The sequence below is a fragment of the Ancylobacter defluvii genome, from assembly GCF_018390605.1.
Classification (GTDB): domain Bacteria; phylum Pseudomonadota; class Alphaproteobacteria; order Rhizobiales; family Xanthobacteraceae; genus Ancylobacter; species Ancylobacter defluvii.
Genome location: NZ_JAHBGD010000002.1, coordinates 128,534 through 150,258 on the forward strand (window position 1 = coordinate 128,534; position 21,725 = coordinate 150,258).

Sequence of the window (21,725 nt, forward strand, 5' to 3'; positions counted from 1 at the left end):
AAGCTTCGCGCCTTGTTGGCCTATCTTTCCCTCGCCCCGCATCCGGTCTCGCGGGAAAGGCTTTGCACGCTGCTCTGGGACGTCCCGAACGACCCGCGGGGCGAGCTTCGGTGGTGCCTGAGCAAGCTCCGTGCCCTGCTGGACGATCCTTCACGGCCCCGCGTGCGGACGGCGGCGGATCGCGTCTGGCTGGATCTCGACGGCTGTGAAATCGACACCACGCATCTCCTCGATTCTGCCCGTGCCGGCCTCGACCAGCTGGATCTCGCCGCCTTGCTGACTCTGGTCGCCTCCTGCGACGGCGACTTCCTCGAAGGCGTCGCGTTCGACCATCATGTCGAGTTCGAACACTGGCTGGCCGGCCGGCGCAGCGAGTTTCGCTCGCTCCATATCGACTTGCTCGCGGAAGTGGCCCGGCGAACACTGGTCGGTACCGCAGAAGGGCTGTCCGCCGCGCGCCACTGGATCGACCTGGCCCCGTGCGATGCCCGCGGGCATGAGCGCTTCCTCCTCGAACTGCTGCACCGGGGCATGATCGAGGATTGCGCCCGGCATCTGGAGAGGACCGAAAAAGCCTTCATCCGGGAGGGGGTGGATTTCGCGCCGGTGCGGGAGGCGTGGGACCGCATCAGGCGAACGCTCGCCATGCCCGCCCTGCCGCGAACCGACGGCCCTGCTGCATCGCCACCGCCTCAGTCGCAACCGACCGGACCAAGGCGGGCTTCCATCGCCGTCATGCCTTTTCGCGAACTGCGCGAGGGAAGCAGCGGACCGAGCGAACTCGGCAATGCCGTCACCCACGACGTCATCAGCCGTCTCGCCCGGCTGCGCAGCCTCTTCATCATCTCCCGCGGCTCCGTCTTCGCCCTGGCGGAAGAGCAATTGAGCGTGCAGGAGATCGGTCGCCGCCTCAATGTCGATTATGTCGCGACAGGCTTCATCGAGCGGCGGCAGGACGTTGTGCTGGTGGCGGTGGAGATCGCCGAGGCCGCCACCTCCTGGATCATATGGACCGAACGGCTGGAGGCCAGCGTCGGCCAGCATCTGGATTTTCTCGACGCGATCGGCAACGGCATCGTCTCCTCCATCGCCGCCGAGATCGAGAATGCCGAACGCAACCGTGCACTGCTGAAGCCACCGGATTCGCTGGACGCATGGGAGGCCTATCATCGCGGCCTCTGGCACATGTACCGCTTCACCGCGGAGGAGAATGCCCGCGCCGCGGCCTTCTTCCGGCGTTCGATGGCGCAGGATCCCACATTCTCACGCGCCTATGCCGGGCTGTCCTTCACCCATTGGCAGAGCGCCTTTCAGCGCTGGGGCGACCGGGGCATCGAAGCCCGGCAGGCGCTGGAAACGGCGGGCCACAGCCTGCTGGTCGACGACCAGAACCCGGCCGCCCATTGGTCGATGGGACGCGCCTTGTGGCTGATGGGCGAGCATGAGGAGGCGGTGCGCGAGCTGGAACGGTCCGTCGATCTCAGCCCGAACTTCGCCCTCGGCCACTATGCCCTGGCTTTCGTGCACTGCCAGACTGGCGATCCGGCGCTCGCGATCGCCTCATCCGATCATTCGCGCCTGCTCAGTCCCTATGATCCGCTGCTGTTCGGCATGCTGGGGACTCGCGCCATGGCACTCGTCCGGCTCGGGGCCTTCCAGGAAGCCGCCGGATGGGCCGTCAAGGCCGCGGCCCGCCCCAATGCCCATGTGCATATACTGGCGATCGCCGCGCATTGCCTCGCCCTTGCCGGCCGCATCGAAGAAGCCCGCGCCCTTGTCGCGCGGATCCGTCGCCAGAACCCGTATTACCGGGGCGATGACCTTCTCGACACCTTCCACTTCGCCGCCGACGAGAAGGCCCGCTACCGGGGCGCCGCGTCCCTGATCGGGCTGGCCGGCTAGACCCGATCGATGCCCGGCGAGCGCCGTCGCCGTCCTCATCATCGAGCTCCGACAGCATGAAGCCCGCCAGGTCCTGGGACCGGGCGGGCTTCATCCGTCGTCAGCTCGGCTGCCTCACTCCGCTGCGTGCGGCAGCGCGGCGATGCCTTGTCCATGCTGGCGCAGCGGCCGGTTGCCGGTCAGTGCGCGCAGCAGCACGTAGAACACCGGCGTCAGGAACAGGCCGAAGAAGGTGACGCCGATCATGCCGGCGAACACCGCCACGCCCATGGCATGGCGCATCTCGGCGCCGGCACCGGTCGACAGGACCAGCGGCAGCACGCCCATGATGAAGGCGAAGGAGGTCATCAGGATCGGCCGCAACCGAAGCCGCGCCGCCTCCACCGCCGCATCCACCGGATTGCTGCCGGTGAACTCCAGCTCGCGGGCGAACTCGACGATCAGGATCGCGTTCTTCGCCGACAGGCCGACCAGCACCACCAACCCGATCTGGGTGAAGATGTTGTTGTCCCCTCCCCCCAGCCACACGCCGAACAGCGCCGCGAGAATACCCATCGGCACGATCATGATGATGGCGATCGGCAAGGTCAGGCTCTCATACTGCGCCGCCAGCACCAGGAAGACGAGCAGCAGCGCGATCGGGAACACCAGCACCGCGGAGTTGCCGGCGAGGATTTCCTGATACGTCAGGTCGGTCCATTCGAAGTCGAAGCCGGGCGGCAGCACCTCGGCAGCGATACGCGCCGCGGCATCCTGCGCCTGGCCGGAGGAAAAGCCCGGCGCCGGTCCGGCATTGAAGTCGGCGGACAGGAAGCCGTTGTAACGCATGGCGCGTTCCGGCCCGGCGGTGGTCTCCACTCTCAGCAGCGCCGAGAGCGGGATCATCTCACCCGAATTCGAGCGCACCTTCAGCTTGCCGATGTCCTCCGGCTTGGCGCGATAGGGCGCATCGGCCTGAACGCGCACCGAGTAGGTGCGGCCGAACTTGTTGAAGTCGTTGACATAGAGCGAGCCGAGATAGACTTGCAGCGTCTCGAACACTGACTGGATCGGCACGCCGAGCTGGCGGGCCTTGGTCCGGTCCACATTCGCAAACAGCTGCGGCACGTTCACCTGGAAGGTGGTGAACTGGCCAACGAGCTCCGGCGCCTGCATCGCTTTGGCCATGAAGGCGTTGGTCACCCGCGCCAGTTCCTCGAAGCCGCGGCCGGCGCGATCCTCGATCTGCATCTTGAAGCCGCCCACCACGCCGAGGCCCTGCACCGGCGGCGGCGGGAACATGGCGATGAACGCCTCCTGGATCACCCCGTATTTCTGGTTCAGCGACATGGCGATGGCGCCGGCGCTGAGGTTGGGCGTCGTGCGCTCCTCGAACGGCTTGAGCGTCGAGAACACGATGCCGGCATTGGACGAGTTGGAGAAGCCGGCGATCGACAGGCCGGGGAACGCCACCGCGCTCTCCACGCCCGGCTCGGCCAGCGTGATCTCGGTCATCTTGCGGATGACCTCCTCGGTGCGGTCGAGCGTGGCGCCGTCGGGCAGCTGGGCGAAGCCGACCAGATACTGCTTGTCCTGCGCCGGCACGAAGCCCGAAGGCACGGTCTGGAACAGCCACCAGGTGGCACCGAGCATCACGGCATAGAAGAGCATCACCACGCTCTTCACGGTGAGCACGCCACGCACGCCGCGGCCATAGCCATTGGAGCTGCGCGAGAACACCCAGTTGAAGCCGCGGAAGAACCAGCCAAGCAGCGCGTTGATTATGCGTTGCAGGAAGTCCGGCTCGGCGTGGTGGCCCTTGAGCAGCAGCGCGGCGAGCGCCGGCGACAGCGTCAGCGAGTTGATCGCCGAGATCACCGTCGAGATGGCGACGGTCAGCGCGAACTGCCGGTAGAACTGGCCGGACAGGCCGGAGATAAAGGCGAGCGGCACGAACACCGCCACCAGCACCAGCGCGATGGCGATGATCGGACCGGACACCTCACTCATCGCCCGATAGGCGGCGTCGCGCGGGGACAGCCCCTCCTCAATGTTGCGCTCGACATTCTCGACCACGACGATGGCGTCGTCGACGACGATGCCGATGGCGAGCACCAGGCCGAACAGGCTGAGGGCGTTGATCGAGAAGCCGAAGACATACATCACCGCGAAGGTGCCGACAATCGACACCGGCACGGCGAGCAGCGGGATGATCGAGGCGCGCCAGGTCTGCAGGAACACCACCACGACGATGACGACCAGCAGCACCGCTTCGAACAGCGTGTGGATCACCGCCTCGATCGAGGCATCGACGAAGCGGGTGGTGTCATAGACGATGGCATAGTCGACGCCTTCCGGCATCGTCTTCTTCACCTCTTCCATCGTCTTGCGGACGTTGTCGGCGATCTCCAGCGCATTGGAGCCCGGCGCCTGGAAGATGCCGATGCCAACCGCCTGCTTGTTGTCGAGCAGCGAGCGCAGCGCATAGTCGGCGGCACCGAGTTCGAGACGGGCGACGTCGCGCAGGCGCACCACCTGCCCGTCATCGCCGGTCTTCACCACGATGTCGCCGAATTCCTCCTCGGTCTCGAGGCGACCGGCGGCGTTCACCGACAACTGGAGATCGACGCCCGGAACGGTGGGCGAGGCGCCGACGATGCCGGCCGCCGCCTGGATATTCTGCGCACGGATCTCGTTGACGACGTCCCCGGCCGACAGACCGTGCTCGGCGATCCTTTGCGGGTCCAACCAGACCCGCATCGAGTAGTCGCCAGCACCGAACATGTCGACCTGACCGACGCCGGCGATGCGCGCCAGCCGATCCTTGACGTTCAAGACGCCGTAATTGCGCAGATAGGTGATGTCATAGCGGTCGTTCGGCGAGACCAGATGCACCACCATGATGAAGTTGGGCGAGCTTTTTGTGGTCGTCACGCCGAGGCTGCGCACCTCCTCGGGCAGGCGCGGTTCGGCCTGGCTGACGCGGTTCTGCACCAGCTGCGTCGCCTTGTCGGGATCGGTACCCAGCTTGAAGGTAACGGTGAGCGTCATCACGCCATCGGTCGTCGCCTGCGAGGACATGTACAGCATGTCCTCGACGCCGTTGATCTGCTCCTCGATCGGCGTCGCCACTGTGGCCGCGATGACCTTGGGGCTGGCGCCGGGATATTGCGCACGCACGATGACCTGCGGCGGCACAACCTCGGGATATTCCGAGATCGGCATCACCCGCAGCGCCAGCAGGCCGGCGACGAAGATCAGAACCGAGATGACGCCGGCGAAAATCGGCCGGTCGATGAAGAATTTGGATAGATTCATAGCGTCCTCCCCCCAAAGGAGGTCAGCAGACCAAGGCTGTGAGCCTTACTGGGCGGCGACGGTGGCGGAGTCCGTCGCCTTGGCGGCGGAGGCGGTTTCCATGGGCACGATTTCCGGCGCCAGCAGCGCGCCAGGGCGCACCCGCTGCAGGCCGTTGACGACGACGCGTTCGCCATCCTTCAGGCCGCTGGTGACCACGCGCAGCCCCTCGGTCGGCGGCCCGAGCTTCACCTCGCGATAGGAGGCCTTGCTGTCGGCATCGACGACAAAGACGAACTTCTTGTCCTGATCGGTGCCGATGGCACGCTCATTGATGACCAGCGCCGGCTCGGTCTTTGCGCGGCCCATCTTCACCCGCGCGAACTGGCCCGGCACCAGGCGGCCCTGCGGATTGTCGAACACCGCGCGCAACCGGAAGGTGCCGGTCGATGCATCGACCTGGTTGTCGACCAGCTGAAGATGGCCGCGCATCGGGTCGGCACCGGTGGTCGCCGTGGCGATCTCCACCGGAATGCGATCGATCTGGCTGAGAACGTCGCCGTCGCCGATCGTGGCGAGCACTTCGCTGACCACATTCTCGTCGGCGTCGAAGCCGACATAGATGGGATCGACGGAGACCAGCGTCGTCAGTACCGGCGAGGTGGGGCCGGCCGCGACCAGATTGCCGACGGTGACGTTCAGCCGGCCGACGCGGCCATCCACCGGCGCGCGCACCTCGGTGTAGCCGAGATCGAGCTTGGCCGTCTGCACCGCGGCCTCCGCCGCCTTCAGATTGGCCTGCGCCTCGCGGAAGACATTGGTGCGCTGGTCGAGATCGCGGACCGAGACGACACGGTTGTCGACCAGCTGCTTGCCGCGATCGACCTCGCTGCGGGAGAATTCGACCTGCGCGACGAGTGCCTCGCGCAACGCATCGGCGCGGTCCAGGGCCGCCTGGAAGGGCTCGGGATCGATGGTGACGAGAAGATCGCCCTGCTTCACCAGCGCGCCCTCGCGGAAATGAACCGTCTGCACCGCGCCGGCGACGCGCGGGCGCACCTCGACGCGCTCTACCGCCTGAAGGCGGCCGGAGAATTCGTCCCACTCCATGGTGTCGCGGGTCTTCAGCACCGCGACCGAGACCGGCGTCGCCTGCGGCGCCTGGGCCTGTGCTGGCGGATCGGTGGCGAGGGCGGTGCTGATCGGCCAGGCGAACCAGACCGCGGCAGCCGTCGCCACACCGGCGAGGCCGAAGGCGAGGCTGGCATCGCGCCAGCGGCGGCGTGGCGTCTGCGTTTCGATGCGCGCGAGTTCGGCCTGGACGATTTCCGGAACGGCGGCGTGACTGCGAGCGTTTTCGGTGCTCATGCGAGGATCTCCCGGCCCTCAGGCCTGAACGGTATCGGCGATGGCGACAGAGCGCCCCGCCAGAAAGGAAGCGAACAAGGGCCGCAGTTCCTGCGCCCAGGGCGGCAGGCCGGCGGCATTTGGGTTGTCCTCGGGCCAGTCGGAGGCATCGGCGACGACATGGCTCTCGACCGGCACGCCACAACCCTGGAGGCGATGGACATAGTCGAGACTCTCGTCGCGCATCGGGCAGTCGTCCGAGGTGATGATGAGGGCCGGCGCGACTCCACCGAGGCGGCGCGAGCCGAGCGGTGCGGCATAGGGATGCGCGCCCTTATCGGCCGAGCCGAGATAGGAGTGCCAGCCATCCGCCCATTTGCAGCCGGCAGCGCCCGCCTCGGCGGCGTGGATGGAGCCGGAAGCCAGGCTCGGGTCGAGCATGGGCGAAATCAGGATCTGGCCGGCGACCGGCGGATGATGCTGGTCGCGGGCCATCAGGGTGAGCGCGGCGGCGATGTTGGCACCTGCCTCCTCACCGGCAACGAACAATTTGGCGCCCCGCCCCGCCCATTGGGCGCGCTGGCGATAGAGCAGGCCGAGTGCGGCGAAGCTGATATTGAGCGCGGCGGGAAACGGATGCTGTGGCGCCAGCGGATAATCGAGGGAAACCACGACGGCCCCGGCCTCGGCCATCGCCCGGCAGATCATGGCACTGCAATCGAAATCGCCGCAGGTGAAGGTGCCGCCATGAAGATGCAGGACAAGCGGCACCGGCCGCAACGACGTGCCGGCGCGATAGACGCGAACCGGCAACGCCGTTCCATCCAGTTCCAGCCTGTCCTCGGTCCATTGAGCCGACATGAAATCACCTTGGGAAATGGGGGCCACGACAACCACCCGATTTCACCCCTGCTGCAGTGCAGCGAGATTTAGTCCTTCAGCAAGGATGAAAAAATATCGGATTCGGGATTTCATTATTCATACAGGGAAACAATATCGGGTTTCATTCGTCACGCCGGGGTGGGGAGAAGCCAGGGCATGGACCAGATCGCGGCAATGCGGGCCTTCGTCCGAGTGGTCGAGGCCGGGAACTTCACCCGCGCCGCCGACCTCCTCGACATGCCGAAACCGACGGTCACCAAGCTGATCCAGCAGCTTGAAGCGCATCTTCGCACCAAGCTGCTCAACCGCACCACCCGCCGGGTCGGGGTGACGCCCGACGGTGCCGCCTATTACGAGCGCGCGGTGACGCTGCTGTCCGACCTCGAGGAGCTCGACGGCTCGATGATGCGTTCGCAGGCAAGCCCGGCCGGGCGGCTGCGCGTGGACACCAGCACCTCGCTGGCGCTGCACGTGCTGATCCCCGCCCTGCCGGACTTCCATGCGCGCTATCCCGACATCCAGCTCGATCTCGGCGTGTCCGACCGCCCGGCCGACCTGGTGGCGGAGAACATCGACTGTGCCATCCGCGGCGGCGACGTGCTGGATCCCGGCCTGATCGCCCGACGGGTCGGCGAGATCGAGCTCGTGCTGTGCGCGACGCCGGGCTACATCCAGCGCCACGGCATGCCGGAGCATCCGCGCGATCTGGAAAGCGGCCACCAGACCATCGCCTATTTCAGCCCGCGCACCGGCCGGCGTATGTCCTTCGACGTCGTGCGCGGCAAGGAAGTCTATGAACTCGATCCGCCGTATGTGCTGGCGGTAAACGATTCTACCGCCTATCTCGCCGCCTGCCTGACCGGGCTCGGCATCGCACAGTCCATCTACTCGCTGATCGAACCGCATCTGGAGGGCGGCCGGCTGGTGCGGGTGCTGCCGGAGTGGCACTCCGAGCCCATCGTGCTGCATGTGGTCTACTCGCCCAACCGGCATCTGAGCAGCCGATTGCGGGTGTTCGTCGACTGGGTGGCGGAGTTGTTCGCCACCTCGAACATGCTGCGCCGTCGGCCGGCGCGCTGACGCCGTCGGGGCCTCACGCGGAGCATGCATCAAGCTGGCTTGAGCTCGAGCTTGGACTTGTGCTTGGACTTGCCCCAACCGGTCGGCCGGGATTTGATGAACCTGCTTCAAGGAAACTCGGATCTCAGTTCACGCATGGCCGCCTTTTCGCGTTCCGACCTCGCTGATCTCAGCACCTTCGCCACCATCGTCCGGCATCGCAGCTTCACCGGCGCGGCCATCGAGATCGGCGTCACCACCTCCGCGCTCAGCCATGCGATCCGCCGGCTGGAGACCCGCCTGGGTGCGCGGCTGCTCAACCGCACCAGCCGGTCGGTGGCGCCGACGACGCTCGGCCTCACCCTTGCCGAGCGGCTGGGGGAAGGCTTCGATACCATCGCCGCCGCGCTGGACGAGGCGGCCGGCGAACGCGCCGCCTCGCTCGGCGAGATCCGCCTCAATGTGCCGGCCGATGCCGCGATGCTGTTGCTGCGTCCGGCGCTGCCCGATTTCGTCGAGCGCTTTCCGCAGACCCGGCTTTCTGTCGCCGTCGAGGATCGACCGGTCGACATCGTCGCGGAAGGCTTCGACGCCGGCATACGCTATGGCGACACCATACCGGAAGACATGGTGGCGATGACGCTAACCCCGCCGCTGCGCTGGGTGACGGTGGCGTCGCCGAGCTATCTGGCCCGCTTCGGCCGGCCGCGTCTCCCCGAAGAACTCGGCGATCATCGCTGCCTCCGGCTGATGCTTGGCAACAACGCGGTCTTTCGCTGGGAGCTCGGCGACGGCGAACGACTGATCCGCCTCGACCTGCCCGGCACCCTGACCTTCAACGACACCGCGACCACCATCGATGCTGCCGTCCGGGGGCTCGGCATCGGCTATGTGCTGGAGGAGCGGGTGCGGGCGCACCTCGCTGATGGGCGGCTCGAGATCGTGCTGCCGGACTGGGCCTCCACCGGCGCCGGCTTCGCCATGTACTATCCGAGCCGACGGCAGAACCACGCCGCGCTGCGCCAGCTGGTGGAGATCATCCGCTCGACATGGGAGCATCGGCCGTCTCCCGCCTGAAGGCGGGTCAGAAAGGCGAGAGCCGGCTCAGCAACATGGCGAGGGCGAGCACCGCGCTCATGATGAGCGCGATGCGTGCCACGGCGGCGTGGCGCCTGCGCTGGCGGCTGATCCGGCCGCCGCTAGGGCGATGCATGTTCCGCTCAGGCATGAAGCAGCCCTTGGCAGGCGCCGCGGACACGCTCATCCGCGATCGTCAGCCCGGCCAGGGCGACGCGGATGGCCGCAGCCGATGCCGGCGCCGGCTCCACGAGCGGCAGGCGGGGGATGGGCGAGAAGGCCGGGTTGAGCAGCGAGACGGCATATTTGATGCCGGTCGGCTCCGGTTCGAGATCGACGGCCTGCTGCAACCGGATCAGCGGCGCCGCCAGTCGCGCCTCCTCCTCCACCTGTCCGCTCATCCGCTTCTGCCAAAGCCGTGCGCACAGATGCGGCACGACGTTGGCCAGCGTAGCGATGCAGGCGCGCGGCGCCCGGATGCCGGGAGCGAACGCTGCCTGGCAGCCCGGCGCGATCCTCCAGAGCCGCTCGGCGCAACTCTGTGCCAAGGCCGCGCTGCGAGCGGAATTCTCGTCCTCGTCGAACAGCGCGAACAGTCCCGGCTGCTCCAGGAGCCGGCGCATCGTCTCGGGCGCCAACGAGACATTGGTTCGCTGCGGAGCGTTGTGAAGGATCAGCGGCAGTTCGCAGTTCCGTGCCACCGCCTCGAAATGCCGGCGGAGGCCTTCCTGCGACGGCTTGTTGTAATAGGGCGTGACCAGCATCGCCGCCGCGGCCCCGGCCTCGGCGGCATCCCGTGTCGCGCGGATCGTCGTCGCCGTGCAATGGGTGCCGGTTGCCGCGATCACCGGCACGCGCCTTCCGGCGATGCGGGTGGCGATACGCACCAGCCGGAGCGCTTCCGCAGACGCCAGCGTCGGCCCCTCGCCGGCGATGGCCCCAGCGATCAGCCCGCCGACGCCGGCGGCCAACAGCCCCTCGATGTGATGGGCGTAGGCATCCTCATCGACCGCCGCGCCGAGAAACGGCGTGACCAACGGCACCAATGTTCCATTGAGCATTGAGATTTCCCCGCCTTACAGGGACAAGAGCAGCGGACGCCGCACGAGGCGCACGGCGCTTCGCCGGCCGCCGCACTCGGTGACGGCATAGTGGAGGGCCGCTTCCCTGCTGCGGAAGAAACCGCCGCCACGCCCTTGAAGTTCAAGGGCTATCCAATGGCCGAGCCGGTCCCTCCCGACGGCGAAGCGCAACGTATTGGCGATCGGAACGATCCGTGCCGCCAGCGCATGCTTGAGACGTTTCATGGCGTATCATCACCTTGCCGGCGCGTCGTGTGCGCCGCAACGTCAAGCTAGGTAGGTCAACCTCAGGAAGCGATTGCGATCTGAACCGCGCTCCATAAGGCCGGCATAAAGACCGGTCCGACGTATGATGGGAACGAGGCGCGCCCCTGGTGACGCGGCGGGGAAAAGGCGTGCGCATGCATCGTCCATGCGCGATGCAACCCGCCAGCATCGCTACGCGGACCGGAGCCGCTTCCCCGCCGAAGTCGGCTGTTCGCACCGCCGCGGAGGCTTGCTAGTCTCTCCGCCTCGAAATGGGGAGGCTGCTGTGACGACATGCATCTTGCTGGGGGCTCCGGTGCAGGAGGGAACCGGCCGGCTTGGCTGCGACATGGGGCCGAGCGCCTTCCGCGCGGCAGGCCTCGCCGGCGCGCTGCGCGAACTCGGTCATGTCGTCGTCGATCGCGGCAATCTGGCGCCGACCAGCCAGCCCGAGGTCCGGCACGGCAATGCCGCCATCAAATCCCTGCCGGAGATCGTCGCCTGGACCGAGCTGCTGGCCGCGACGATCTATGACGCCAGCGCCGAGGGCATGCCCATCACCCTGGGCGGTGATCACAGCCTCGCCGCCGGCACCCTGTCCGGCCTCAGCCGTCGCGCCGCCGATCTCGAACGGCCGCTCTTCGTGCTCTGGCTCGACGCCCATCCCGACCTGCACACGCTCGACAGCACCGAGAGTGGAAATCTCCATGGCGTGCCGATGGCCTATGCCACGGGTCAGCCGGGTTTCGAGGGCATCTTCCCGCCCCTCGCCGCCCCGCTGGACATGGCCCGCATCTGCATGATGGGCATACGCAGCGTCGACCCCGCCGAGCGGGCGCGGCTCGCTGCCGGCGACGTCACCGTGCATGACATGCGCGCCATCGACGAGCACGGCGTCGCCGTCCTGCTGCGTGGATTCCTCGAAAAGGTCGCCGCCGCCGACGGCCTGCTGCATGTCAGTCTCGATGTCGACTTTCTCGATCCCGACATCGCGCCCGGCGTCGGCACCACCGTGCCGGGCGGAGCCACCTTCCGCGAGGCGCATCTGGTGATGGAGATGCTGCACGACAGCGACCTCGTCACCAGCCTCGATCTCGTCGAACTCAACCCGTTTCTGGATGAGCGCGGCCGCACCGCGCGGCTGATCGTCGATCTGGTGGCCAGCCTGATGGGCCGGCGCGTGCTCGACCGCCCGACTCGGAGCCACTGACTCTTAATCAGCGGGTCGTATCGGCCGCGGCAAGAGCGGCGCGGGTGGGCATGGCGGTCTGCGCACCTTCGGCAAGGCAGGCCAGCGATGCGCCGAGGCATGCCCGATGCAACGCATCGGCCAGCTGGCCATGGGCCACCATCTCCGCCGCCAATATGCCGACGAAGGTGTCGCCGGCGCCGGTGGTGTCGACCGGCGTCACCTTCAGCGCCGGCGCATGGAGGCGTGTGCCGTCGGGCGCATAAGCCACGGCGCCCAACGCCCCGGCGGTGACGACACAGGTGGTATGGCCGAGCCGGGCGACGGTGCGCGCCGCCGCGTCCCAATCATCGGCCGGCTCCTCCATGAGCGCAGCCGCGGCACAGGCCTCCAGTTCATTGACGACAAAGATATCGGTGTGCGCCAGCAGCGCCGCGAGGTCCGCCGCCGCGACGGCGGAGGGAGCCGGCGCGAAGTTCCAGATCACGCTCCCACCCGCGGCCTTCACCCGCCGCGCGGCGGCAAGGCTTGCGGCCAGCGGCACCTCCATCTGCATCACCGCCATGGTGTCCGGTCCCAGCAGCGCCTCCGGCAGATCGGCCGCCGAGACATTGCCATTGGCGCCGCTGGCGACGGTTATGGCGTTCTCGCCGCGCGCATCGACGGTGATGAAGGCGCAGCCGGTGGGCGCGTCGTCGACCGTGAGGTGATCGATCGTCACCCCGTTCGCGGCGAGATTGCCGCGGCACGCCTCGCCGAAACCGTCGCGGCCGATCCGCCCGACCATGGCGACCCTGCCGTCATGGACCCGGGCGGCAGCCACGGCCTGGTTGGCCCCCTTGCCGCCGAACAGCGTGCGGTAGCCCGGCGACAGCACCGTCTCCCCCGGCCGCGGAATGGCGACGACCGTCGCGACGAGGTCCATGTTGATGGATCCGAATACGACGATCACGGCTGCCCTCTCCCACGCTGTGCCGAGGCATCCTCGGCCAGCCTGTGATGCCGCTTGTTGGTGCGGAAAGGGAAGCCCCTTTGAGGGGAAAGTCGCCGGAGGATCTCCTGCGGCCAATCCGTCAGGAATACTGGGCACCTGTCAGGGGCAGGCCGCACCGGACAAGGCCCATGCCTCGACCAGCGCGCCGGCCTCGGCCTGGGTGCCCGGCACCGGAGTGCGTCCGGGTCCCGGATGCCACGCCCAGCCGACCAGCGTGTCCTTGCCGATATGCTCGATGAGATCGGCCAGCGTCCGGTTGCCGTTGCGCTTCGGGTCCTTGATCTGCTCGCAGATCTGCGAAACCGTCTTGCCTTCCCAGGCCATTTCCGGCGGCGCGAGATGCCAGGCTTCGTGCCCCGGCATGCGAGCGGGATCGAAATTGGCGGCGCGATGGCAGCTGCTGCAGCGCATCGAATCGAGGCCGAAGCCGTCGAGGCCGCGAAACACCGGCGGCTGGTGCAGCCGGGCCTCGTCGCCTTGGCGCGGCCGGTCGGTCGCCGGGTGGCAGTTGGTGCAGCGCGGATTGGTCAACACCTTGCCAAGCTCGGTGAAATAGGCGGCCGAGCGGGCCTTGGGGTCGGCGATATGGGCGAAGTCGGCCGGCGCCGCCAGCGTCCCCGCCCCGGTCGCCGAGACGCCGGTACCGCTGAAACCGGTCGCCAGCGCGCTCGCCAGCACGGCGGCCACCATCAGGGCGGGAAAGCGCCATTCGCGGATCATCATGGCACCTTCTCAGGTCAGATAGCGGCCGGCATCGGCCAGGACGACCGCGCGCACCGCCTCATGGTACTTCACATAGCCGGAGCAGCGGCACAGATGCCCGTCCAGCGCCTCGGTAATGGTGCGCTCCAGCTCCGCGCGCGGGATCGGATCGCGCGCCAGCCGCTCCAGAAACACCTGCCCCTCATTGAGGAAGCCCGGCGTGCAATAGCCGCACTGGAAGGCGAAATGCTCGATGAAACTCACCTGCAGCGGAGTGAGCGCGCCGCCGGCGGCATGCCCCTCGACGGTGCGGATGGTCAGGCCATTGAAATCGACTGCCGGGGCGATGCAGGTCGGCCGGGTGGAGCTGGCGCCGTCCTCGTCGACGATCACCGCGCAGCTGAGGCACTGGGCGGCGCCGCAGCCGAACTTGGTGCCGGTCATACCCAGCACCTCGCGCAGGAAATCGTTCATCGAAAGGTCGTCGCGCACCTCGATGGGGCCGATGGCGCGACCGTTGATGGTGAGGCTGAGCGCGGTCACCCGATAACTCCCTTGATCATCTGCGGCGTCACCGGCAGCGACTGGAAGCGATGGCCGGTGGCATCGAAGATGGCATTCAGCAACGCCGGTATGACCGGAATCATCACCACCTCAGCCATGCCCTTGGGCGGTTCGCGCGGCGACAGCGGCGGCAGGATCTCGATCTCGAGGTCGTGCAGCGGCAGGTCGGAGGCGCGCGCCACCACGTAGCGGCCGAGATTCCACTGGCCGTTGCCGGGTCCCTCCTCGAAGGGCGGCAGGTCCTCCAGCAGGGCCTGGCCGACGCCCATGGCGAAGCCGCCTTGTGCCTGCCCCAGAACGATCTCCGGCACCAGCGCCTGGCCGCATTCGACGACACTATAGGCCTTGGCGATGGTGAGCTTGCCGGTGGCTCTCTCGATCTCCACCCGCACCGTCGTGCCGCACATGGAGGCAAAGGAGGTGCCGATGCGGTTGTAGTCGGTGGGCGGGAAGGCGACCGCCTTGCGGTCCAGCACCTGGAACTCGCCGCTGCCGCGACGCACCGCCAGCGCGTCGATATCGGCGGACCAGTCGCCGCCGGGCAGCGCAAAGGTCGCCTCGGACCACGCCCAGCGCGAGAAGGCATGCGTCATGGCGCCGGTGACGCCGCCCTGCTGGTGCGCCTTGGCGGCAATCGCCTTGAGCGCCAGCGGCGGCAGGCCGGAAAAGATCAGCGTCTCGCCCTGCCAGAACGCCTGGTCCCACTGGTTGACGCGCGGATCGGCGGCCGGGATGCCCCAGATGGCCAGCGCGGCCGGCCACAGGCCGAAGCGAAACACTACGCGCGCCGCCTCGGAGGCTGCCTGCGTGCCGACATGGGCGCCGATCGACGCGCTGGTCGCCGAGGAAATTTCCGGCACCCAGCGCGGATTGGCCGCCGCCTTGTCCTGCTCCGCCTGGGTGATCGAATAGGGATCGCCGGATTTGACGAGACCGAGCGCGTCGAACACGTCGACCTGCGCCACCGTGACCTGATCGGCGATGCCGCCAATATGGCCGGCCACCCGGTTTGCCAGCGCGGTGCCGATGCCGTTGCCCATCTCGACCGCGTCGCTATGGATCGAGATACGGCCTTCGGCATCGACCTCCACCGTGCCGAGCGAGCAATCGGCGCCGGTGCCGTAATCCTTGGCCGCGCAGGCGACGCCTGTGCCCACCAGCACGCCGGCCCGCGCCTTCGCCTTCTCCGCCATACGATTACGCCAGATCGGGTGTCCGTCGAGCTTGTCGAGGATTTCCGGCGCCCGGACGGAAACCGAATAGGGATTGCCGGTCAGGGTGCGCCCGCCGACCTTGAGCGCATTGCGACGACGAAATTCGATCGGGTCGAGCGGCAGCGTCGTGCACACCTCGTCGACCAGCGTTTCCAGCGCCGTGAGGCACTGCACGGTTCCATAGCCGCGCATCGACCCGGCGGTAACGCCGCGGGTGTGTTCGGCGACCGTGGTCACGTCGACCTTCGGCACGCTGTACATGCCGATGGCGCCGGTCCCCGCGACCACCGCGACGCTGACCGAATAGTTCATCAGCCCGCCGCCATCGAGCACATGGTCGGCGGCGAAGGCGGCGATCGTACCGCTGGCGCGGTCAACCGCGATCTGGCTGCGCATCTTGAAGGCGTGGCGCTTGATGCCGCCCTGGAACTGCTGGTAGCGGTCATGCGCCAGTCGCACCGGACGGCCGGGGAAGAACAGCGCCGCCAGCGCCAGATAGAGCGGGAACGGCGTGTGGTCGCGCCCGCCGAAGCCGCCACCGACATAGCAGAACTTGCCGTCAATGCTCGCCGGCTTGAAGTCCGGCATCGCCTCGCCGAGCATGTAGGCGATGGCCTCAGCCGCCTCGAAGGGAGACTGCACGCCGAGCACGAGATCGAGCTTCTTGACGCCCGGCTCGTAGAAGCCGAGCCCGGCTTCCGGTTCGAGGAACATCGGGTCGATGGACTGGGTCGCGAAGGAGCGGTCGAGCACCAGTGTGCCGGCTGCGGGCTTGGCCAGTTCGTCGCGGATCGCGGTGCCATAGGTGGCGCCCTTGACGTAGTCGGCGCCCTTGGCATCCGGCAGCACCTGCCAGACCGGTCGGCCGCTGCTCTCGACGAAACCGGGGCTGATCCAGCCCTCCTGGATCGGCGAATACAGGTCCGGCGCATCCGGGGTCGCACCGGCGACACGGGTGAAGCGGAAGGCGCCGTAATTCGGCCGGGCAAGAGGCCCGGTCTCGGCGCCGAACTTCAGATGTGGATTGTCACGGAGGAAGGTGCGAGCCCGATCATAGGCGTCGAAGCGGTCGAAGATGAGCAGCGCCACAGGCTGGCCGAGATAGAGCGGCGTCGTGCCGACCGGGCAGAACAGGTCGCCCGTATAGAAGGAAGGCACCCGCAAGCCGATCTTGGCGACGTCCTCGGCGGTGACGATGACCACCGGCTTCGCATCGGCCCCGAGACCATCGAGTGCAAGCCCTTCATAGACGTGGCTGGCGTCGGGCGTGCGCAGCAGCAGCGCGTGATGGGTTTGCGCCGGCCAGCCCGGCAGGTCGACGGCGCGAAAATCCGAGGCATAGAGCTTGGCGCCGGTGACTTTCGCCACCCCATCGACGCGGCCGACCGCCGGATGGGGAACGCCCCTGCCCGGCAGCGTCTCGCGCTCCAGGAAGTCGGGCGTTTGCGCACCGGCGAAACGAGACAGGCTGAGCACGATGCCGCCGGCCGCGCTCCACTTCATGAATTCTCGTCGAGACGGCAACATTATACCATTTCCATAACGGAGTTCCGGCGTTCGGACCATCGCACCGCTACGCACAGAAACCACAGGCACACACGAGACAGTATTCGGGCGCTCAGCTTTCGCTGTCGCGCTCCTTTACGCTTGCTGCACGCACAAAGAAGGAAATGTAGCGAGCCCCCGCCACCGCTTGTTTTCAAGCGAACTGCCCGCCAGGCAGCTATTGACTGGAATTTAGATGAGTTCTCGAAAGCGCACCAGACCTGGCGGCGGTAATATTCCGAAATTATTTTGGCTTCGCGCCTATAATATCGGGCACTGGCGCGACATCGGCCGGCTGTTCAGTCCAGCGGCACGAAATGGCGAACCGTTTCCAGGAACTTCGCCACCGAGATCGGCTTCGAAAGATAGGCTTCGCACCCCCCCTGCCGGATGCGCTCCTCGTCGCCCTTCATGGCGAAGGCCGTCACAGCCACCACCGGAATCGCCTTAAGCTCTGGATCCGCCTTCAGCCAGGCGGTGACCTGAAGACCGGAAACTTCCGGCAGCTGGATATCCATCAGGATAAGGTCCGGCCGGTGCCTGCGGGCAAGCTCCATCGCCTCCACGCCGTGGCGGGTGGCGAGCGTCGCGTAGCCGTGAGCTTCCAGCAGATCGCGAAAGAGCTTCATGTTGAGCTCATTATCTTCCACGATCAAAACGGTCTTGGGCATGTGGCGCTCGATATGCGATTCTGGGCGGGTGCGACGGCGCTCGAGCGAATTGTCGAGAAGCTCTTGGCCGAAGCGAACTTTCAGCCAGACTCAACCTAGCCTGCCATTCCTTACGGAACCACAAATGCGAAGCCTCAAATCCAAGCCACTCTCCACCCGACAGGCCGCGCAGGAAGTCGCCATCGGCGTCCTCGGCTTCATGGCCGGAGACCCGGAGCGAATCGGCGCGTTCCTCGCCGAAACCGGCCTCTCGCCCGCCGATCTGCGCGGGGTGGCCGGCTCGCCCGCCTTCCATGTGGCGCTGCTCGATCACCTGATCAACCGGCAGGATCTGCTCATCGACTATGCCGCGCAGGCGAAGATCGATCCCGGCCACGTGGTGGTCGCGCGCGACATCCTTGCTCATGCCGGCAGTGAGGACTGACGCGGAGGACTGACGCCGCGAACCGAGAGGGTTGAGGACCATGGCCGCCTTCTGCCGCGATTGCCTGGCCGACGCGCGCCCCGGCGGGTCGATCGGGCTGCGCTGCGGGCATTGCGGCAGCCCGCGCGTCATCCGCCATGCCGAGCTCGACCTGCTGACCATCGGCCATATCGACTGCGACGCCTTCTACGCGGCGGTCGAGAAGCGGGACGACCCCAGCCTGCGCGACGTGCCGGTGATCATCGGCGGCGGCAAGCGCGGCGTGGTCTCCACCGCCTGCTATCTGGCCCGCGTGCAGGGCGTGCGCTCGGCCATGCCGATGTTCAAGGCGCTGGCCCTGTGCCCCGAGGCGGTGGTGGTGAAGCCGAACATGGCGAAATATGTGACGGTGGGTCGCGAGGTTCGCGAGCGCATGCGCCGGCTGACCCCGCTGGTCGAGCCGCTGTCGATCGACGAGGCCTTTCTCGACCTGTCCGGCACCGAGCGCCTGCATGGCGAGAGCCCGGCGCGCAGCCTCGCCCGGCTGGCGCGCGACGTCGAGGCGGAGATCGGCATCAGCCTCTCCATCGGCCTCGCGCCCAACAAGTTTCTCGCCAAGATCGCGTCCGAACTCGACAAGCCGCGCGGCTTCGCGGTGATCGGCAAGGAGGAGGCGGCCGGCTTTCTCGCCTCGCGGCCGGTGGGCACGATCTGGGGCGTCGGCAAGGTGACGCAGGAGCGCCTCGCCAAGGAGGGCTTCCGCACCATTGCCGATCTGCAAGCGGCCGGCGAGACGTCACTGGCCCGCCGCTTCGGCAATGAGGGGCTACGGCTCGCCCGCCTCGCCTTCGGCCGCGACGAGCGCAAGGTCAATCCGGAGCGCGAGACCAAGAGCGTCTCCACCGAGACCACCTTCGATACCGACATTTCCGACTTCCGCGAGCTCGAACAGGCGCTTTACGCGCTGTGCCGCAAGCTGTCGGACCGGCTCAAGGCCGGCAGTCATGCCGGCCGCACCGTCACGCTGAAGCTGAAGACCGCCGATTTCCGGCTGATTACCCGCGCCCGCTCGCTCGACAACCCGACCCGCCTCGCCAACCGGCTGTTCGACCACGGCCGCGATCTGCTGCGCCACGAGACGGATGGGCGGCGCTTTCGGCTGATCGGCATCGGCGTCTCCGATCTCGCCGATCCCGCGACCGCCGATCCCGACGACCTGATCGACACGACGGGCACCAAGGCCGCCCACGCCGAAATCGCCGCCGATCGCCTGCGCGAGCGATTCGGCCGCGGCATCATCGAGCGCGGCATCCTCATCGATGCCGGCCGGCCGGGCCGGCGCGAGGAGAAGCCTGCTACTTCGAGCAGTTCTCCTGCGGCAGCGCCTCATAGGAAGTGAGCGTGCCGCGCAGGGCGAAGTCGCCATAGTCCAGCTTCAGCGCCCGGCTGACGCCATTGTCATAGAGGTCGAAGCTGATCGTGTAGTCCGGCGCCTGCTCCGCCGAACCGCGCTCGTAATAGCTGATCACCACCGGATAGCGGGCACGCCCGGCAAGAACGCCGTCGCTGGCCGTCTTCTCCAGCCCGGCACCGCCGGTGACGGCGCGACCGATGACCGACAGCGTGTCGTAGATCTTCCGGGCGTCCGGCGAGCCATCATAAACCGGCGCCTCCAACACCGAATCCCCCTGCTCGGCGGCGGCGAGCACGCGGATCATGTGCTGGGTCGGCAGCAGCACGCCCTTGGCGAGCTCGATGGTGGACGCCTCCGGCTTGGTGGCCTTCACGATCAGCCGGCCGTCCTTGCGCTCGGCGACACCGTCCGCCTCCTCCGGGCGATCGTCATTCACCGTGTTCTCCACGCGGAAGCGATAGGCGTTGCCCTCGCCATCCTCCCAGGTGGCCGTGGTGATGGCGCTGCTCAAGCGGCCGCCCTCGGTCTCCAAGCTGGTGCTCTGGCGCAGTTGTACCGAATAGCCGTCGCAGGCATTGCCGCGCAGCTCGTAGACGATCGTCCCCTCGGCGGCGTTGACGTTCTTCGCCGGCTTGGCGGCGTCGAGCGACAATTCGTAGGTCGCGCGGTGCGGCTCCAGCCGGATCGTCGCCGAAGCCGGCAGGACGAAAGCCAGGAAAGAAACTCCGGCGAACGCGTAGATCCTGAGAGTGGCAGGCACAGTCATCAGTTCCAGCTCCTTCCGGAAGGGCGCGGCTTGCGCGCGTCGGATCGATAGGCCAAACATCGCTACCCCAACGAAGGCGACAAGATGGGCAAAATTTTGAGTGCCCGCCTCGTCGCCCCGCATGCGTCGCCAATGGAGACACAGATGTCCGGCACCGTCGAATCCAAGCTCGCCTCCCTCGGTATCTCGGTGCCGGCCGCCACCGCGCCGGTCGCCAATTATGTACCGACGGTGATCAGCGGCAACCAGCTCTGGATTTCCGGCCAGGTTTCCATCGCCGACGGCAAGCCGATCACCGGCAAGCTCGGTGTCGATGCCGATGTCGAAGCCGGCAAGGCCGCGGCGCGCCAGTGCGCGATCAACATCTTCGCCCAGATCAAGGCGGCGCTCGGCGATCTCGACCGGGTGAAGCGGGTGGTGAAGCTGAACGCCTTCGTGAACTCGGCGCCGGATTTTATCGATCAGCCCAAGGTGGTGAACGGCGCCTCCGATCTGTTCGTCGAGGTGTTCGGCGATGCCGGCCGGCATGCGCGCTCGGCGGTCGGAGTGGCGGCGCTGCCGCTGGGCGTTGCCGTGGAAATCGATGCGGTGATCGAATTCGCCTGAGCGCGTCATGAGCGCCCCCATCTGGCTGACCGCGCGTCCCGTCGCTCACCGCGCGCTGCATGATGCGGCGCGCGGCATCATCGAGAACACGGCCTCGGCGGTCGATGCCGCGCTGGCGTGCGGCTACGCCATCGAGGTCGACATCCAGCTCTCGGCCGATGGCGAGGCGGTGGTGTTCCATGACGACGATCTCGACCGGCTGACGGAAGCGACCGGACCGACCGAGGCGCTCACCCTTCGACAGCTCAAGGGCATCGCCATGCGCGGCACCGCCGATCGCATCATGACGCTCGCCGAGCTTCTGGAGCGCGTCGGCGGCCGCGTGCCGCTGGTGGTCGAGCTCAAGAGCCGCTACGACGGCAATACGGCCATCGCCATCCGCGCCGCCGACGTGCTGGCCACCTATGCCGGCCCGATAGCACTGATGTCGTTCGATCCCGATCTGGTGGCGGCGGTGCGGACGCTCGCCCCCGCCATTCCGCGCGGCTTCACCATGGAACGCCGCTACGACGACCCGGAATGGGACCTCCTCAGTCCGGCGACCCGGTTCGCCTGGGGCAATCTGCTGCATTTCCCGCGCATGCGACCGGATTTCCTGGCCCACTATGTGAAGGACCTGCCGTCGCCGGCGGTATCGCTCGCTCGGCGCACCACCGGACTGCCGGTGCTGAGCTGGACGGTGCGCACGCCGGCTGATCGGGCGATCGCGGCACGGCACGCCGATCAGATCATCTTCGAGGGTTTCCTGCCCGATATCGAATCGGCGTGAGGGCTCTTTAAGGACGC

21 protein-coding genes are annotated in these 21,725 nt (G+C 67.3%); 8 read left to right on the forward strand and 13 right to left on the reverse strand.

Features of this window, described 5'->3' with window-relative positions:
- Nucleotides 1–150: 150 nt before the first annotated feature.
- The gene (locus KHC24_RS25500; protein WP_309299334.1) at nt 151–555 is read right to left on the reverse strand and encodes a hypothetical protein; all 405 of its coding nucleotides are present in this window, start codon (nt 553–555) and stop codon (nt 151–153) included.
- 180 nt (nt 556–735) lie between these two features.
- On the opposite strand from KHC24_RS25500, the gene KHC24_RS25505 reads away from it, so the two are divergent.
- A complete protein-coding gene (locus tag KHC24_RS25505) occupies nt 736–1,902 on the forward strand; it encodes a tetratricopeptide repeat protein (protein WP_309299335.1) in 1,167 nt (388 codons plus the stop codon).
- A gap of 114 nt (nt 1,903–2,016) precedes the next feature.
- On the opposite strand, the gene KHC24_RS00575 is transcribed toward KHC24_RS25505, so the two are convergent.
- Genes KHC24_RS00575 through KHC24_RS00585 form a run of 3 tightly spaced genes read right to left on the reverse strand, consistent with a single transcriptional unit; the run spans nt 2,017 to nt 7,386 of the window.
- Entirely contained in the window at nt 2,017–5,199 is a 3,183-nt protein-coding gene (locus tag KHC24_RS00575; protein ID WP_213358507.1) for an efflux RND transporter permease subunit, read from the reverse strand.
- A 45-nt stretch (nt 5,200–5,244) separates the two neighbouring features.
- On the reverse strand, nt 5,245–6,546 hold the full coding sequence (locus tag KHC24_RS00580) for an efflux RND transporter periplasmic adaptor subunit (protein ID WP_213358508.1): 1,302 nt from the start codon (nt 6,544–6,546) through the stop codon (nt 5,245–5,247).
- Between the two features lie 18 nt (nt 6,547–6,564).
- Nucleotides 6,565–7,386: an alpha/beta hydrolase gene (locus KHC24_RS00585; RefSeq protein ID WP_213358509.1), complete on the reverse strand. Its 822-nt coding sequence runs from the start codon at nt 7,384–7,386 to the stop codon at nt 6,565–6,567.
- 177 nt (nt 7,387–7,563) lie between these two features.
- On the opposite strand from KHC24_RS00585, the gene KHC24_RS00590 reads away from it, so the two are divergent.
- Together KHC24_RS00590 and KHC24_RS00595 are read left to right on the forward strand one after the other, a co-directional pair.
- Nucleotides 7,564–8,487 carry a LysR family transcriptional regulator gene (locus KHC24_RS00590; protein ID WP_213358510.1) on the forward strand — a complete coding sequence of 308 codons (924 nt, stop codon included), beginning with the start codon at nt 7,564–7,566 and terminating at the stop codon, nt 8,485–8,487.
- Nucleotides 8,488–8,622: 135 nt separating this feature from the next.
- Entirely contained in the window at nt 8,623–9,543 is a 921-nt protein-coding gene (locus tag KHC24_RS00595) for a LysR family transcriptional regulator (RefSeq protein WP_213358511.1), read from the forward strand.
- Nucleotides 9,544–9,550: 7 nt separating this feature from the next.
- On the opposite strand, the gene KHC24_RS25340 is transcribed toward KHC24_RS00595, so the two are convergent.
- Genes KHC24_RS25340 through KHC24_RS00605 form a run of 3 tightly spaced genes read right to left on the reverse strand, consistent with a single transcriptional unit; the run spans nt 9,551 to nt 10,850 of the window.
- A complete protein-coding gene (locus tag KHC24_RS25340; RefSeq protein WP_271180577.1) occupies nt 9,551–9,679 on the reverse strand; it encodes a hypothetical protein in 129 nt (42 codons plus the stop codon).
- Between the two features lie 7 nt (nt 9,680–9,686).
- Entirely contained in the window at nt 9,687–10,604 is a 918-nt protein-coding gene (locus KHC24_RS00600) for a dihydrodipicolinate synthase family protein (protein ID WP_213358512.1), read from the reverse strand.
- A gap of 15 nt (nt 10,605–10,619) precedes the next feature.
- The gene (locus tag KHC24_RS00605; RefSeq protein WP_213358513.1) at nt 10,620–10,850 is read right to left on the reverse strand and encodes a hypothetical protein; all 231 of its coding nucleotides are present in this window, start codon (nt 10,848–10,850) and stop codon (nt 10,620–10,622) included.
- 307 nt (nt 10,851–11,157) lie between these two features.
- Here KHC24_RS00605 and rocF point away from each other — a divergent pair, with 307 nt between their 5' ends.
- Nucleotides 11,158–12,081 (forward strand): arginase, encoded by a 924-nt coding sequence (rocF, locus tag KHC24_RS00610; protein WP_271180578.1) that lies wholly within the window; start codon nt 11,158–11,160, stop codon nt 12,079–12,081.
- A gap of 7 nt (nt 12,082–12,088) precedes the next feature.
- Here rocF and KHC24_RS00615 read toward each other — a convergent pair whose 3' ends face one another.
- The 5 genes from KHC24_RS00615 to KHC24_RS00635 all read right to left on the reverse strand — a co-directional run bounded on the left by KHC24_RS00615 (nt 12,089) and on the right by KHC24_RS00635 (nt 17,750).
- Nucleotides 12,089–13,012 carry a ribokinase gene (locus tag KHC24_RS00615; RefSeq protein ID WP_213358515.1) on the reverse strand — a complete coding sequence of 308 codons (924 nt, stop codon included), beginning with the start codon at nt 13,010–13,012 and terminating at the stop codon, nt 12,089–12,091.
- Nucleotides 13,013–13,153: 141 nt separating this feature from the next.
- Nucleotides 13,154–13,774 (reverse strand): Isoquinoline 1-oxidoreductase subunit, encoded by a 621-nt coding sequence (locus KHC24_RS00620; protein WP_213358840.1) that lies wholly within the window; start codon nt 13,772–13,774, stop codon nt 13,154–13,156.
- A 12-nt stretch (nt 13,775–13,786) separates the two neighbouring features.
- Nucleotides 13,787–14,299, reverse strand: coding sequence for a (2Fe-2S)-binding protein (locus KHC24_RS00625; RefSeq protein WP_213358516.1), 513 nt, complete (start codon nt 14,297–14,299; stop codon nt 13,787–13,789).
- On the reverse strand, nt 14,296–17,061 hold the full coding sequence (locus tag KHC24_RS00630) for a xanthine dehydrogenase family protein molybdopterin-binding subunit (RefSeq protein ID WP_213358517.1): 2,766 nt from the start codon (nt 17,059–17,061) through the stop codon (nt 14,296–14,298). Before KHC24_RS00630 ends, KHC24_RS00625 begins: the two co-directional genes overlap by 4 nt.
- 317 nt (nt 17,062–17,378) lie before the next feature.
- Complete coding sequence (locus tag KHC24_RS00635; RefSeq protein ID WP_213358518.1) at nt 17,379–17,750, reverse strand: response regulator; 372 nt, start codon at nt 17,748–17,750, stop codon at nt 17,379–17,381.
- A 124-nt stretch (nt 17,751–17,874) separates the two neighbouring features.
- Here KHC24_RS00635 and KHC24_RS00640 point away from each other — a divergent pair, with 124 nt between their 5' ends.
- Nucleotides 17,875–18,174 carry a DUF3572 domain-containing protein gene (locus KHC24_RS00640; RefSeq protein WP_213358519.1) on the forward strand — a complete coding sequence of 100 codons (300 nt, stop codon included), beginning with the start codon at nt 17,875–17,877 and terminating at the stop codon, nt 18,172–18,174.
- A gap of 40 nt (nt 18,175–18,214) precedes the next feature.
- Nucleotides 18,215–19,552, forward strand: a complete 1,338-nt coding sequence (locus KHC24_RS00645; RefSeq protein WP_213358520.1) for a DNA polymerase IV — start codon at nt 18,215–18,217, stop codon at nt 19,550–19,552.
- On the opposite strand, the gene KHC24_RS00650 is transcribed toward KHC24_RS00645, so the two are convergent.
- Nucleotides 19,509–20,333, reverse strand: a complete 825-nt coding sequence (locus KHC24_RS00650) for a cell envelope integrity EipB family protein (RefSeq protein WP_213358521.1) — start codon at nt 20,331–20,333, stop codon at nt 19,509–19,511. The two genes, KHC24_RS00645 and KHC24_RS00650, sit on opposite strands and share 44 nt — an antisense overlap.
- Before the next feature lie 144 nt (nt 20,334–20,477).
- Here KHC24_RS00650 and KHC24_RS00655 point away from each other — a divergent pair, with 144 nt between their 5' ends.
- Nucleotides 20,478–20,939: a RidA family protein gene (locus KHC24_RS00655; RefSeq protein WP_213358522.1), complete on the forward strand. Its 462-nt coding sequence runs from the start codon at nt 20,478–20,480 to the stop codon at nt 20,937–20,939.
- 7 nt (nt 20,940–20,946) lie between these two features.
- Nucleotides 20,947–21,708 carry a glycerophosphodiester phosphodiesterase family protein gene (locus tag KHC24_RS00660; RefSeq protein ID WP_213358523.1) on the forward strand — a complete coding sequence of 254 codons (762 nt, stop codon included), beginning with the start codon at nt 20,947–20,949 and terminating at the stop codon, nt 21,706–21,708.
- The last annotated feature ends 17 nt before the right edge of the window (nt 21,709–21,725 follow it).

Bases quoted from the DNA above. Each gene is read 5' to 3' on its own strand.
- KHC24_RS00595 (WP_213358511.1), top strand. From the start codon at position 8,623: ATGGCCGCCTTTTCGCGTTCCGACCTCGCTGATCTCAGCACCTTCGCC.
- KHC24_RS00655 (WP_213358522.1), top strand. From the start codon at position 20,478: ATGTCCGGCACCGTCGAATCCAAGCTCGCCTCCCTCGGTATCTCGGTG.
- KHC24_RS00580 (WP_213358508.1), bottom strand. From the start codon at position 6,546: ATGAGCACCGAAAACGCTCGCAGTCACGCCGCCGTTCCGGAAATCGTC.
- KHC24_RS00660 (WP_213358523.1), top strand. From the start codon at position 20,947: ATGAGCGCCCCCATCTGGCTGACCGCGCGTCCCGTCGCTCACCGCGCG.
- KHC24_RS25505 (WP_309299335.1), top strand. From the start codon at position 736: ATGCCTTTTCGCGAACTGCGCGAGGGAAGCAGCGGACCGAGCGAACTC.
- KHC24_RS00635 (WP_213358518.1), bottom strand. From the start codon at position 17,750: ATGCCCAAGACCGTTTTGATCGTGGAAGATAATGAGCTCAACATGAAG.
- KHC24_RS00585 (WP_213358509.1), bottom strand. From the start codon at position 7,386: ATGTCGGCTCAATGGACCGAGGACAGGCTGGAACTGGATGGAACGGCG.
- KHC24_RS25500 (WP_309299334.1), bottom strand. From the start codon at position 555: ATGCCGGGCGCAATCCTCGATCATGCCCCGGTGCAGCAGTTCGAGGAG.
- KHC24_RS00650 (WP_213358521.1), bottom strand. From the start codon at position 20,333: ATGACTGTGCCTGCCACTCTCAGGATCTACGCGTTCGCCGGAGTTTCT.
- KHC24_RS00575 (WP_213358507.1), bottom strand. From the start codon at position 5,199: ATGAATCTATCCAAATTCTTCATCGACCGGCCGATTTTCGCCGGCGTC.
- KHC24_RS00620 (WP_213358840.1), bottom strand. From the start codon at position 13,774: ATGATCCGCGAATGGCGCTTTCCCGCCCTGATGGTGGCCGCCGTGCTG.
- KHC24_RS00600 (WP_213358512.1), bottom strand. From the start codon at position 10,604: ATGCTCAATGGAACATTGGTGCCGTTGGTCACGCCGTTTCTCGGCGCG.
- KHC24_RS25340 (WP_271180577.1), bottom strand. From the start codon at position 9,679: ATGCATCGCCCTAGCGGCGGCCGGATCAGCCGCCAGCGCAGGCGCCAC.
- KHC24_RS00605 (WP_213358513.1), bottom strand. From the start codon at position 10,850: ATGAAACGTCTCAAGCATGCGCTGGCGGCACGGATCGTTCCGATCGCC.
- KHC24_RS00590 (WP_213358510.1), top strand. From the start codon at position 7,564: ATGGACCAGATCGCGGCAATGCGGGCCTTCGTCCGAGTGGTCGAGGCC.
- KHC24_RS00645 (WP_213358520.1), top strand. From the start codon at position 18,215: ATGGCCGCCTTCTGCCGCGATTGCCTGGCCGACGCGCGCCCCGGCGGG.
- KHC24_RS00640 (WP_213358519.1), top strand. From the start codon at position 17,875: ATGCGAAGCCTCAAATCCAAGCCACTCTCCACCCGACAGGCCGCGCAG.
- KHC24_RS00630 (WP_213358517.1), bottom strand. From the start codon at position 17,061: ATGTTGCCGTCTCGACGAGAATTCATGAAGTGGAGCGCGGCCGGCGGC.